The 12,377-nt window shown below is 73.0% G+C and carries 12 protein-coding genes; 9 read left to right on the top strand and 3 right to left on the bottom strand.

Features of this window, described 5'->3' with window-relative positions; all coding sequences use genetic code 11:
- Window positions 1-10 precede the first annotated feature (10 nt).
- Both ABZ836_RS03525 and ABZ836_RS03530 read right to left on the bottom strand, forming a co-directional pair.
- Window positions 11-946 carry a sugar ABC transporter permease gene (locus ABZ836_RS03525; protein ID WP_356135270.1) on the bottom strand — a complete coding sequence of 312 codons (936 nt, stop codon included), beginning with the start codon at window positions 944-946 and terminating at the stop codon, window positions 11-13.
- Window positions 947-1,110: 164 nt separating this feature from the next.
- The gene (locus ABZ836_RS03530; RefSeq protein ID WP_356135272.1) at window positions 1,111-2,382 is read right to left on the bottom strand and encodes an extracellular solute-binding protein; all 1,272 of its coding nucleotides are present in this window, start codon (window positions 2,380-2,382) and stop codon (window positions 1,111-1,113) included.
- A 396-nt stretch (window positions 2,383-2,778) separates the two neighbouring features.
- On the opposite strand from ABZ836_RS03530, the gene ABZ836_RS03535 reads away from it, so the two are divergent.
- A complete protein-coding gene (locus ABZ836_RS03535; protein ID WP_356135274.1) occupies window positions 2,779-3,846 on the top strand; it encodes a LacI family DNA-binding transcriptional regulator in 1,068 nt (355 codons plus the stop codon).
- 141 nt (window positions 3,847-3,987) lie between these two features.
- The gene (locus tag ABZ836_RS03540) at window positions 3,988-4,881 is read left to right on the top strand and encodes a phosphatase PAP2 family protein (protein ID WP_356135276.1); all 894 of its coding nucleotides are present in this window, start codon (window positions 3,988-3,990) and stop codon (window positions 4,879-4,881) included.
- Between the two features lie 73 nt (window positions 4,882-4,954).
- On the opposite strand, the gene ABZ836_RS03545 is transcribed toward ABZ836_RS03540, so the two are convergent.
- Window positions 4,955-7,978: a bifunctional [glutamine synthetase] adenylyltransferase/[glutamine synthetase]-adenylyl-L-tyrosine phosphorylase gene (locus ABZ836_RS03545; RefSeq protein ID WP_361138849.1), complete on the bottom strand. Its 3,024-nt coding sequence runs from the start codon at window positions 7,976-7,978 to the stop codon at window positions 4,955-4,957.
- A gap of 148 nt (window positions 7,979-8,126) precedes the next feature.
- On the opposite strand from ABZ836_RS03545, the gene ABZ836_RS03550 reads away from it, so the two are divergent.
- The 7 genes from ABZ836_RS03550 (at window position 8,127) to ABZ836_RS03580 (ending at window position 12,377) form a co-directional block, all read left to right on the top strand.
- On the top strand, window positions 8,127-8,573 hold the full coding sequence (locus tag ABZ836_RS03550) for a VOC family protein (protein WP_356135357.1): 447 nt from the start codon (window positions 8,127-8,129) through the stop codon (window positions 8,571-8,573).
- 132 nt (window positions 8,574-8,705) lie between these two features.
- The gene (locus ABZ836_RS03555) at window positions 8,706-9,218 is read left to right on the top strand and encodes a DUF2975 domain-containing protein (RefSeq protein WP_356135280.1); all 513 of its coding nucleotides are present in this window, start codon (window positions 8,706-8,708) and stop codon (window positions 9,216-9,218) included.
- A 2-nt stretch (window positions 9,219-9,220) separates the two neighbouring features.
- Window positions 9,221-9,469, top strand: coding sequence for a helix-turn-helix transcriptional regulator (locus ABZ836_RS03560; RefSeq protein ID WP_356135282.1), 249 nt, complete (start codon window positions 9,221-9,223; stop codon window positions 9,467-9,469).
- Window positions 9,470-9,782: 313 nt separating this feature from the next.
- Window positions 9,783-10,295 carry a pyridoxamine 5'-phosphate oxidase family protein gene (locus ABZ836_RS03565; RefSeq protein WP_356135284.1) on the top strand — a complete coding sequence of 171 codons (513 nt, stop codon included), beginning with the start codon at window positions 9,783-9,785 and terminating at the stop codon, window positions 10,293-10,295.
- Window positions 10,296-10,411: 116 nt separating this feature from the next.
- The gene (locus tag ABZ836_RS03570; RefSeq protein WP_361138854.1) at window positions 10,412-10,984 is read left to right on the top strand and encodes a hypothetical protein; all 573 of its coding nucleotides are present in this window, start codon (window positions 10,412-10,414) and stop codon (window positions 10,982-10,984) included.
- 73 nt (window positions 10,985-11,057) lie between these two features.
- Complete coding sequence (locus ABZ836_RS03575) at window positions 11,058-11,891, top strand: isocitrate lyase/phosphoenolpyruvate mutase family protein (RefSeq protein ID WP_361138857.1); 834 nt, start codon at window positions 11,058-11,060, stop codon at window positions 11,889-11,891.
- 9 nt (window positions 11,892-11,900) lie between these two features.
- Window positions 11,901-12,377 carry a nucleoside deaminase gene (locus ABZ836_RS03580; protein WP_356135290.1) on the top strand — a complete coding sequence of 159 codons (477 nt, stop codon included), beginning with the start codon at window positions 11,901-11,903 and terminating at the stop codon, window positions 12,375-12,377.

Genomic DNA, 12,377 nt, shown 5'->3' on the forward strand with positions numbered 1-12,377 from the left:
GGCTCCTGCCTCAGAACTGCTGCTCGCCGCGGGCCAGCCAGCGGCGGTAGAAGGACGTGAAGACGACCAGGATCGCCAGCAGCAACATGCCGTAGGCGGCCGACTGCGCGAACTCGCGCGGCTGCTGGCCGAAGCCCAGGAAGTAGGCCCAGGTGACCAGGATCTGCGCGTCCGGCGCCTTGGTGCCGAACAGCAGGAAGATCACCGCGAACTGGTTGAACGTCCAGATGATGCCCAGCAGCACGACGGTGGAGCTCACCGACCGCAGACCGGGCAGGGTGACGTAGCGGAACCGCTGCCAGGGCGACGCCCCGTCGAGCTCCGCGGCCTCGTAGAGGTTGCCGTCGATCGACTGCAGGCCGCCCAGCAGGGAGACCATCATGAACGGCACGCCGCACCAGGTGTTGACCATGATGGCGGAGAACCGCTGCCAGAAGCTGTCCTCCAGCCAGGCCGGCGTCGGCAGGTGCAGCAGCTCGAGGCCGGCGTTGATGATGCCCTCGTCGGCGAGCATGAACCGCCAGCCGAAGACGGTCACGAAGGTGGGCACGGCCCACGGCAGGATCAGCAGCAGCCGGTAGAACGTGCGCCCGCGCAGCTTCTGGTTGAGCAGCATCGCCAGGCCGAGGCCGAGCGTGTAGTGCAGCGTCACACAGATGACGGTCCAGGCGATGGTCCACAGGAAGTGGGACCAGAACCGGTCGTACGCGGTCTCCCCGAAGAGGATGTCCGCGTAGTTGTCCAGCCCGACGAACTTGTACGTCGCCTCGATCTCGTTCACGCCGATGGTGCGCGCGGAGTTCAGCGAGTTCGCGTCGGTCAGGGTGAGCCAGAAGCCGTAGGCCAGCGGGTACAGGACGAGCACACCCAGCACCAGGACGACCGGCGCGATCATCGCGTAGGCGTACCAGTGCCGATGCCATCCGTGGCGGATACGAGCGATCATGGATACGACACCTTCGAGGCCGCAGTCGGCCGTTCGGTCGGGGGCGGGAGGGGCGCGAGGACGCCGACGCCCGGGAGCGGGGGCAAAGGGGCAAGGGGCGGGGGCGGCCGCCGGACCCGTGTCAGGTCAGGTCCGGCAGCCGCCCCGGTCTCAGGCTGCCGGGACTACTTGGCGAACCCCGGCAGGAGCTTGGCCATCTCGGTCTCGATCGCCTTCAGGCCCGCGTCCAGCGACTTCTTGCCGGTGGCGACGGCGGGCAGTTCGGCGTCCAGCTTGCCGAAGAGGGAGCTGTACTCGGGCAGCTCGGGGCGCGGCTGGGCGACGGGCAGGACGCCCTGGTAGCCGGCGATGCCCGGGTCGGCCTTCACCTTGTCGGTGTAGGCGTCGTCACGCGTGGGCAGCGTGGAGTTCTTGAGCGCCACGGTCTCCTGGGACTTCGCGGAGGTCATGAACTTCACGAACTTCAGCGCGGCTTCCTGGTGCGCCTTGTCCGAACCGGCGTAGACCGACAGGTTGTGGCCGCCGGTGGGGGCGCCGGGCTCGCCGGCGGTGCCGGCCGGGACCGGGGCGATGCCCAGGTTCTGCTTGTCCTGGAACGCCGAACCCTTGTAGAAGTTCGTGATCTCCCACGGGCCCTGGATGATCGAGGCGACCTCGCCGTTGACGAAGGCGTCCTGGATGTGGGCGTAGGCGTCGGCGGTGCCGTCGGCCTTGTGCAGGCCCTTGCCGTCGAACAGGCCCTGCCAGGCCTCGAGGCCCTTCTTCGCCTCGGGCGAGGCGACGGTGAGCTTCTTGCCCTCGACGTCGACGGTGTCGGTGCCCTCGCCGTAGAGGAACGGCATGGCGTAGTAGCCGGCGGTGGAGCCCCAGTAGCCGTCCTTGCCCGTCTTGTCCTTGACGGTGGCGGCGGCCTTCTTCAGCTCCTCCCAGGTGGTCGGCGCCTTGTCGATGCCGGCGTCGGCGAAGAGCTTCTTGTTGTAGACGAGCGCCAGGGTGTCCGTGACGATCGGGACGCCGTAGGTCTTGCCGTCGAACTGGGCCTGCTTGATCAGGTTCGGCTGGAAGGCGTCCTGCTCCGCGAGGGCCTCGGTGCCGTCCAGCGGCAGGAGGTAGCCCTTCTTGGCGAAGGCCGGGGTCCAGCCGACCTCGGCGCGCAGCACGTCCGGGGCGCCGGAGGCGCCGGCGGCCGTGTCGAACTTGTTCTGCGCCTGGTCGAAGGGCACGTTGACGTACTTGACCTTGATGCCCTTGTTGGCGGCCTCGAACTCCTTGACCAGGGCCTTGTAGGTCGGCGCCTCGTTGGTCGCGTTGGTGGTGTCCCACCACGTGATGGTGACCGTGCCGCCGTCGGCCTTCGAGTCGCTGTCCCCGCCGCACGCCGTCGCCGTCAGAGCGAGGGACGCCGCCAGCGCGGTGGCCGCTATGCCACGCCGCATGAGTTCTCCTTGAGGGTGAATGCCCGGTGCACTGGCCGGCTGCGTCCTTGCAACCGGCGGGCGACGGAGAACGTAACAGCGCTGCAACCTCAGCGAAAGACCTTGCAGAAAAAAAGCTGCCGAACCGTGTCCTTCCCGCTGCCGTCTCGTCTCCCGGAAAGGCGGTCTGGCCGAACACCGCCACCCCGAATCGGGACATTCACCCCTGAAATTCACCCGCTGTGGCGTGAGTCGCACTTCCGAGGGGTCCGGTCGCACGCCTGTGCAAGACTTTGCAAGTTCTTGCGGGCCGGTAGGTGACGGCCCATCATCGGAAGGCCACGAGGAGACGGGGAGCGGATGACGCAGCAGCCCGCGTACAGAACACGCGCGCGGAGGCCGGTACAGTCGCGTCCCGTGACCGCACGGCTTGCCGACATCGCCGCACAGGCGGGAGTGAGCGAAGCGACTGTCAGCCGGGTTCTCAACGGGAAGCCGGGGGTAGCCGCCGCCACCCGCCAGGCCGTGCTGGCCGCGCTCGACGTCCTGGGGTACGAACGGCCCGTCCGGCTGCGCCAGCGCAGCGAGGGCCTGGTCGGGCTGATCACGCCCGAGCTGGAGAACCCGATCTTCCCGGCGCTGGCCCAGGTGATCGGCCAGGCGCTGACCCGCCAGGGGTACACCCCGGTGCTCGCCACCCAGACCCCGGGCGGCTCGACCGAGGACGAGCTCACCGAGATGCTGGTGGACCGCGGGGTCGACGGCATCATCTTCGTCTCCGGCCTGCACGCCGACACCTCCGCCGACATGGGCCGCTACGAGCGACTGCGCGCCCAGGGCGTCCCCTTCGTGCTGGTGGACGGCTTCTCCCCGCAGGTGCGGGCGCCGTTCATCTCCCCCGACGACCGGGCCGCGACGTCCCTGGCGGTGACCCACCTGGCGTCGCTCGGCCACACCCGGATCGGCCTGGCCCTCGGCCCGCAGCGCTTCGTTCCGGTGCAGCGCAAGATCGAGGGCTTCACGGCCGCGATGCGGGAGCGGCTGGGGCTGAGCGGCGCGGAGATCGACTCGCTGGTCGAGCACTCGCTGTACACCCTGGAGGGCGGCCAGGCCGCCGCCACCGCCCTGATCGACCGCGGCTGCACGGCGGTGGTCTGCGCGAGCGACATGATGGCGCTGGGCGCGATACGCGCGGCCCGCGGGCTGGGACTCGAGGTGCCGGAGGACATCTCGGTGGTCGGCTTCGACGACTCGACCCTGATCGCCTTCACCGACCCGCCGCTGACCACCGTCCGCAAGCCGGTCCCCGCCATGGGCCAGGCCGCGGTCCGCACGCTGCTCGAGGAGATCGCCGGGACCCCGGCCCCGCAGAGCGAGTTCGTCTTCATGCCGGAACTGGTGGTGCGCGGCTCGACGGCCTCCGCCCCGGCCGGATCCGGACGTGACGGACGTGACGGACGTACCGGACACCCTGAGCGCTCCTGAGTGTTCCACCGGGTTTCCGCCCGGGATCACCCCTGGTTCCCCCGGAGTTTTCCCCGAAAGAAATGCGATCGGGATCCTTCCGGAGGATGATCGGTCGAGTAAGGCATTTCTGGCAGACTGACGTGCCATGGGTGAGGGACCGTGACCGCTTTGGAAGGCCGCCCCCGGCAGGCCGTTCCGGACTCCGTCGCGGGCGCGGACGAGCGACGGCCGGGCCTGCTGCGCCGGGTGCGCACGCCGCGCCGGCCGCGGATCTGGTTCGAGATCCTGCTGATCGGGGCGAGTTACTGGACGTACTCGCTGATCCGCAACGCCGTCCCCGAGCAGAAGGCCGAGGCCCTGCGCAACGCGGACTGGCTCTGGGACGTGGAGAACCGTCTCGGCATAGCCGTCGAGGAAACGGTCAACCAGGCCGTGAACTCGGTCGAGTGGCTGATCGTCGGCATGAACTACTACTACGCGACGCTGCACTTCGTGGTCACGCTCGGTGTCCTGGTGTGGCTTTTCCGTAGTCGACCGCTGCTGTACTCCGGCGCGCGCACGGTGCTGTTCGCGACCACGGCGGTGGCCCTGGTCGGCTACTACCTGTTCCCGCTGGCGCCGCCGCGGCTGATGAACGGCTCGATGTTCGTCGACACGGTGCTGGTGCACGGGACGTGGGGGTCGATGGCCTCCGGCGACCTCAAGCACATGTCCAACCAGTACGCGGCGATGCCGTCCATGCACATCGGCTGGTCGGTGTGGTCGGGGCTGACGATCTACGCGCTGGCCCGGGTGCCCTGGGTGCGGGTGCTGGCGCTGCTGTACCCGGTGGCCACGCTGGTGGTCATCGTGGCCACCGCCAACCACTTCTGGCTGGACGCGGTGGGCGGCCTGCTCTGCCTGGCCTTCGGCTGGACGGTGGCCCGCGCCTGGTACGGCGCGGCCTCGGTGCCGGGCCCGCTGCCGCACCGCGGCCCACCCCCGCTGCTGGACCCGCCGCCCGCCGAACCCGCCCTGCCGCCCGAGCCGGCGCTGCCCCGCGGCTCCCGCTGAGTCCGGGGGCGGGGCCGGGACGGGGCCCGGGGCGACAGCCGGGGCGAGGCCCTGGGCGGTCCGGCCGTCGCGGTCACCCGGCGCTGTCGTAGAAGAGGCGTTCCACCACGGCGCGGGCCCTCCGGGTGGTGCGCCGGTAGGCGTCGATCATGTCGCCGGCCCGCCCGGGCCCGTATCCCAGGTACCGGCCGACCGCCGCCATCTCCCGCACGTCCGTCGGGAAGGTGTCCCCGGCCCGCCCGCGCACCAGCATCACCGCGTTCCGCACCCGGGTGGCCAGCACCCAGGCCTCGTCCAGCACCGCCGCGTCCTGCTCGGACATCAGCCCGGCGTCCCGGGCCGCCGACAGGGCCTCGCGGGTCCGCGTGGTCCGCAGTCCGGGAACCTCGGCGGCGTGCCGCAGCTGGGTGAGCTGCACCGTCCACTCGACGTCGGTGAGGCCGCCCCGGCCCAGCTTGGTGTGCAGGGTGGGGTCCGCGCCGCGCGGCAGCCGCTCGGACTCCATGCGGGCCTTCAGCCTCCGCACGTCCCGCACGGCGTCCTCCCCGAGCCCGCCCGAGGGGTACCGCAGCGGGTCGACCAGCTCCAGGAACCGCCGGCCCAGCTCCTCGTCGCCCGCCACCGGCTCGGCGCGCAGCAGCGCGTGCGACTCCCAGGTCAGCGCCCAGCGCCGGTAGTACGCCGCGTAGGAGGCGAGGGTGCGCACGAGCGGCCCGGTCCGGCCCTCGGGCCGCAGGTCGGCGTCGACGATCAGCGGCGGGTCGGTGCTCGGCAGCTGCAGCAGCCGCCGCATCTCGGACACCACGGCGTTCGCGGCCCGGCCCGCCTCGGCCTCGTCGACGCCCTCGCGCGGCTCGTGGACGAAGAGCACGTCCGCGTCGGAGCCGTAGCCCAGCTCGTGCCCGCCGAACCGTCCCATGCCGATGACCGCGAAGCGGGTGGGCAGCTCGTCCCCCCACCGCTCGCGCACGACCGCCCGCAGCGTGCCCGCCAGGGTGGCGGCGGTCAGGTCGGAGACGGCGCCGCCGACCCGGTCGACCAGCGCGCCCCGGTCGGCCTCGGCGGGCTGGGTCTCGGTGCCGTAGGAGCCCACGATGTCGGCCGCGGCGGTCCGGAACAGCTCCCGCCGCCGCACTCCGCGGGCCGCGTACACCGCCTGCTCTGCGGTGCCGGCGCGGTTCACGGCGGCCAGGATCTCCTGCTCCAGCCGCTGCCGGGAGCGCGGTTCCAGGCCGCCGCCGACGCCCCGGCCGCCCTCCCCCTCGCCGTCGCCGAGCAGCGCGACGGCCTCGGGGGCGCGCAGCAGCAGGTCGGGGGCGAACCGTCCGGCGGACAGCACCCGGGCCAGGTTCTCCGCCGCCGCGCCCTCGTCGCGCAGCAGCCGCAGGTACCAGGGGGTGGCGCCCAGCGCGTCGGACACCTTGCGGAAGTTGAGCAGCCCGGCGTCCGGGTCGGCGGAGTCGGCGAACCAGCCGAGCAGCACCGGCAGCAGGGTGCGCTGGATGGACGCCTTGCGGGAGACGCCCGCCGAGAGCGCCTCCAGGTGCCGCAGCGCGCCGGCCGGGTCGGCGTAGCCGAGCGCCACCAGCCGTTCCCGGGCGGCCTCCGGCCGCAGCCGGGCCTCGCCGGGGGCGAGCTGGGCGACGGCGTTGAGCAGCGGCCGGTAGAACAGCTTCTCGTGCAGCCGGCGCACCACCGAGGAGTGCTTGCGCCACTCCTTGCGCAGTTCGGTGACGGGTTCGGCGCGCAGCCCCAGCGAGCGGCCGAGGCGGCGCAGGTCCCCCTCGTCCTCGGGCATCAGGTGGGTGCGGCGCAGCCGGTACAGCTGGATCCGGTGCTCGGTCTCGCGCAGGAACCGGTAGGCGGCCTCCAGGCCGGCGGCGTCCTCCCGGCCGACGTAGCCGCCGGTGGCCAGCGCCTTCAGGGCGTCCAGGGTGGTGCCGCTGCGCAGCGAGGTGTCGGCCCGGCCGTGCACCAGCTGCAGGAGCTGCACGGCGAACTCGACGTCCCGCAGGCCGCCCGGCCCGAGCTTCAGCTCCCGTTCGAGTTCGGCCGCCGGGATGCCCGCCACCACGCGGCGGCGCATCTGCTGCACGTCGGCGACGAAGTTCTCCCGCTCGGCGGCCTGCCACACCATGGGCTGCAGCGCCGCCATGTAGGCCGCGCCCAGCTCCCGGTCGCCGGCCACCGGCCGGGCCTTGAGCAGGGCCTGGAACTCCCAGGTCTTCGCCCAGCGCTGGTAGTACGCCACGTGGCTGTTCAGGGTCCGCACCAGGGGCCCGTTGCGCCCCTCGGGGCGGAGGTTGGCGTCGACCGGCCAGATCGACCCCTCGACGGTGGTCTCCGAGCAGATCCGCATCAGGTGGGAGGCCAGCCGGGTGGCCGCCTGCAGGGCCTGGCGCTCGTCGGCGTCCCGCTCGGGCTCGGCCACGAAGATCACGTCGACGTCGGAGACGTAGTTGAGCTCGTGCCCTCCGCACTTGCCCATCGCGATCACGGCGAGCCGGCACAGTCCGGCGTCCTCGGGCGCGGCCGCCTCGGCCAGGGCGAGGGCGGCGCGCAGGGTGGCGGTGGCCAGGTCGGCGAGCTCCCCCGCCGTCTCGGCGACGTCGATGGTCCCGCACACGTCCCGGGCGGCGATGGACAGCAGGCACCGCCGGTACGCCACCCTCAGCTCCACCGGGTCCCGGGCCTCGGCCAGGCCCTCCTCGAACTCCGGCACGCCCTGGTGGAGGTCGCGGGGTTCGTAGGTGACCAGGCTCTGCCAGTCGTGCGGGTGCCGGGCCAGGTGGTCGCCGAGCGCCTCGGAGGCGCCCAGCACCCCCAGCAGCCGGTCCCGGAGCGGCTTGGCGGCCAGCAGCGTGTCCAGCAGCCGCACCCGGTCGGTCCGCTCCGGCTGCGCCTCCAGCAGCCGCACCAGGCCCTTCAGCGCGAGGTCCGGGTCGGCGGTGGCGCCGAGCGCCTCCAGCAGCAGCGGGTCGCCGCGGACCCCGCTCAGTTCGGGGGCCTCCAACAGCTGGCCGGCGGCCGACGGGTCGGTGAACCCGTGCCGCAGCAGCTGGCTGAACGTGCTGCTCCGCCGCCCCGGAGTCGCCATCCGCGCCGCCCTCTCCTCCGTCGTGGTGCCTGGTGGCCGACCCGGCCCGCCGTGATCGTCCGGAGCCGAGCCTAGTCCTCCCCCACCCGCCCGGCGTCGTCCGCTGGCGAGGTCGGTGCGGGTGGGCTTCGGTGAAGCCATGACGAACATGGAGATGACGCTCGAGGTGGTCATGGTCCCCGTCTCGGACGTGGACCGGGCCAAGCGGTTCTACGCCGAGAAGGTCGGCTTCCACGTCGACTTCGACGGCGAGGTGGCCCCCGGACTGCGGATCGTCCAGCTCACCCCGCCCGGTTCCGGCTGCTCGGTCGCGCTGGCGGAGGGCATGGAGATCCCCACCGGCGCCCTCACCCCCGGCACGTACCACGGCCTCCAGCTCTGCGTCGCCGACATCCACCGGGCCTACGAGGAGCTCACCGCCCGCGGTCTCGACGTCAGCGAGCCCGTCTCCTACGTCGAGGGCCAGGACGGCGCGACGTTCCTGTACTTCACCGACCCCGACGGCAACGGCTGGGCCGTCCAGGAGTACCGCCGCCGCGCCACGGAGCCGCTCCACCAGGTCCTCGCGGACCAGGCGGCGAAGCGGCGGGGATAGCGGCGGGGGTAGTGGCGGGGGTAGTGGCGCCGCTCCGCCGCCGCGGTGCGGGCGTTCCCTCACGCTTGCGCGGACCTATCGTTTTTCGATAACTTCCCATCGTTCTTCGATTGAACGAGAGAGGGAGGGGCGATGGGGAAGCTGGCCGTGCTCGCGTTGCGCGCCGTCATCGCTGTGTTGCTCGCCGGGTCGCTGTTCGTGCAGGCGGTGCTGCTGCCGCTGATCTACTTCGACGTCCGTGACGAGGCGGGGGACGTCGCGCCGCTGCCGTTCGTGCTGGTCGTCTTCCTGGGGGTGGTCGCCGCGCAGGTGGTGCTGGTCTGCGTCTGGAAGCTGGTGACGATGGTGCGGAGCGGGACGGTGTTCTCGCACGCCGCGTTCCGCTTCGTCGACGTCATCACCGGGGCGTTCGCGTCGGCGGCGGTGCTGATCTGGGTGTTCGGCGTGCTGCTGGCGTCGCTGAACCCGGGCGCGCCCGAGGAGGACCAGGTCCCGCCGGGGGTGGTGCTGGTCGTCGGCGGCGTGGGCCTGGCCGTGTTCGGCGTGGCGCTCGTCGTGCTGGTCCTGCGGACGCTGCTCGCGCAGGCGGTCGACCGGGACGTGGAGGCGTCCCGGATGCGGGCCGAGCTGGACGAGGTGATCTGACCGTGCCGATCGCGGTGGACATCGACGTGATGCTGGCCCGCCGGAAGATGTCCGTGGGCGAGCTGGCCGAGCGGGTCGGGATCACCCCCGCCAACCTGGCGGTCCTCAAGAACGGCCGCGCCAAGGCGGTCCGCTTCACCACCCTCGCCGCCCTCTGCGAGGTCCTCGACTGCCAGCCGGGCGACCTCCTCCGCTGGGAACCGGACGAGCCGGACGCGGAGTCCGCCCCGGCGGAGGCGGAACGGGCGTAGTTCCCCCGCGGGGCCCCGGGCGGTCCGCGGCACCGGGCCCGGTGGCGCCGGAGGGCCACTGCCGGTGCGGCGCGGGCACCGGGGTTCGGTGGGGCGCGGGCACCGGGTCCCGCGGTGATCGGGCGCCGGGGCTCCGTGGGACCGGGTGCCGCGGTCCTGCGGGGCCCCCGGGCCGGGTTCGGCGGGTTGTGGCTGGGCCCGCGGCAATCGGGGAACACGGTGGGGCACGGGGTCTCTCCACCTCGTCGTTATTCGTCGTCATTCGTCGTCATTCGTCGTCGTCCCTCGTCGGGCCCCCCACACGGAGACAGTCATGGCCGCCGAACCCCTGGACTCCCGTCTCGACCCCCGTTACAGCGACCCGGACGCCATCCCGCCGGAGTGGCCGGAGGCGGAACGCCTCCTGGCGGCCGCCGAACTGTTCTGGATCTCCACCGTCCGCCCCGACGGCCGCCCGCACGTCACCCCGCTGCCGGCCGTCTGGGCCGACGGCGCCCTCCACTTCTGCACCGGGCCCGACGAACGCAAGGCCCGCAACCTCGCCGCCAACCCCCATGTCACCCTCACCACCGGGACCAACCTGTGGGACACCGGCTACGACCTGGTCGTCGAGGGCGAGGCGGTGCGGGTCCCCGACGACGCCCGCCTGCGGGACCTCGCCGCCGCCTGGGAACGCAAGTACGGCGACTTCTGGCATTTCGAGGTCCGCGACGGCCGTTTCCACCACGGCCCGGGCTCGGCCCTGGTCTTCGCCGTCGCCCCCCGCACCGTCTTCGGCTTCGGCAAGGGCCGCCCGTTCAGCCAGACCCGCTGGCGGTTCGCCTGAGCCGACCGCCCGGCTCCCGGTCCGGGCGGCCCGCGTCATGATCTTCCGCCCGCACCGCGGCTGTGCGACACTCCGCCGACGATGTGGCGCGGGAGGAGTGCGGGGCAGTGCGCGGGGTGGGGAGATTTCTGGCGGCGTGCGTCGCGCTACCGGTGCTGGCGGCCTGCGGCGGAGCCGACGGGAGCACGGCACGGACGGAGCCGGGCGCCGACGGCGGCGCGGGGAAGGCGACACCGGCCGCCGAGGGGGCCGAGCCGACGCGTTCCACCGTGAAGCGGGAGATGCGGCGGGCGATCGACGCCGGCGGCTTCGAGCGGCCCCGGTTCGTGGACATCCCCGAGTCGGACATCACCAGCGGCTGTGTGATGGTCGCTCAGGTCCGGACGTCGGAGGATCCGGAGGAGAAGGCCGTCCGGACGGTCGTCGCCGATCTGAAGAAGAGCGGCTGGAGCCAGGAGACCGGGTGGTTCGAGGACTACGGTTCCCTCTGGTCGCTGAAGCGGGGGGAATGGATGCTCGACGTGATGACGGGCTCCGTCACGGAAGCTCTGGCGGCGGACGCCCCGCCCGACGCACCGGCGGAGGAGACGCAGGCGTTCACCGGCATGATCGTGACCGCCATCGACCACGAGTGCGCCCGTGCCGCCGTCGCCTCCGCCAAGGCCTCGCCGTCCCCGTCGCCGAACTGACGGGCGCCGCGCGGGGCCGTCCGTGTCGGATTTCCGCCGGACACCGCCCCGTCCCCGCTGGTTGGCTGGCCCCATGAACAAAACGCCCCGCCATGACGGCTCCCCCTCCCCCGCGGCCCTGTTCCGCTCCCTCCACACCTCCGCCCGCCCCCTCGCCCTGGCCAACGTCTGGGACGTCGCCGGCGCCCGTGTCGTGGAAGCGACGGGGGCTCCGGCGATCGCCACCACCAGCGCCGGGGTGGCCTGGGCGCTCGGCGCCGCGGACGGGGACCGTGTCGCCCGCGGCCTGGTGCTGGACGTCCTCGCCCGCATCGCCTCGGCCGTCGCCGTGCCGGTCACCGCCGACATCGAGGGCGGCTACGGGCAGAGCCCGGCGGAGGTCGGCGAGACCGTCGCCCGGGTGCTCGACGCGGGGGTGGTGGGCGTCAACATCGAGGACGGCACGCGGCCGCCGCGCGCCCTCGCCGAACGGATCGGGGCGGCGCGCGAGGCGGCGGACCGGGCGGGCGTCGACCTGTTCGTCAACGCCCGCACCGACACGTACCTGTTGGGCCTGGGCGACCCCGCCACCCGCCTCCGGGACACGCTCGCCCGGGCCCGCGCCTACGTCGACGCCGGGGCGGACGGGGTCTTCGTGCCCGGAGTCACCGACCCGGAGGTCGTCGCCGAACTGGCGGAGGGCCTGACCGTCCCCCTCAACGTCATGGCCGGGCCGGGCGCTCCCAGCGTGGCCGAACTGGGCGCCCTGGGCGCGGCCCGGGTCAGCCTCGGCTCGGGCGTCGCGCAGGCCGCGTACGCCGCGGCCCGCCGCGCGGCCCTGGACCTGCTGGGCACGGGCGGCTACGACTCGCTCGACCGGGCCATCGCCTACCCCGAGCTCAACGCCCTGTTCCCCGCCACCCGTTAAGGTGAGCCGGTGATCAGTGACGTGGACCTGCGGCACCTGCGCCGCTGTGTGGAACTGGCGGCCCAGGCGCTGGCGGCCGGCGACGAGCCCTTCGGTTCGGTCCTGGTGGCGGGCGACGGCACCGTCCTGGGCGAGGACCACAACCACGTGGCGTCCGGCGACCACACCCGGCACCCCGAGTTCGCCCTGGCCCGCTGGGCCGCCCGGCACCTGTCCCCGGCGGAGCGCGCCGGGGCGACCGTCTACACCTCCGGCGAGCACTGCCCGATGTGCGCCGCCGCGCACGGCTGGGTGGGCCTCGGGCGCATCGTGTACGTGGCCTCCGCCGCCCAGTTGTCGGCCTGGCTCGGCGAGTGGGGCGTGCCGGCCTCCCCGGTGGCCGCCCTGCCGGTCACCGCCGTCGTCCCGGACGCGGTGGTGGAGGGGCCGGTGCCCGAACTGGTCGACGAGGTGCGCGCGTTGCACCACCGCCTGCACCATCCGTAG

Source organism: Streptomyces sp. NPDC047130, from assembly GCF_040643475.1.
Classification (GTDB): domain Bacteria; phylum Actinomycetota; class Actinomycetes; order Streptomycetales; family Streptomycetaceae; genus Streptomyces.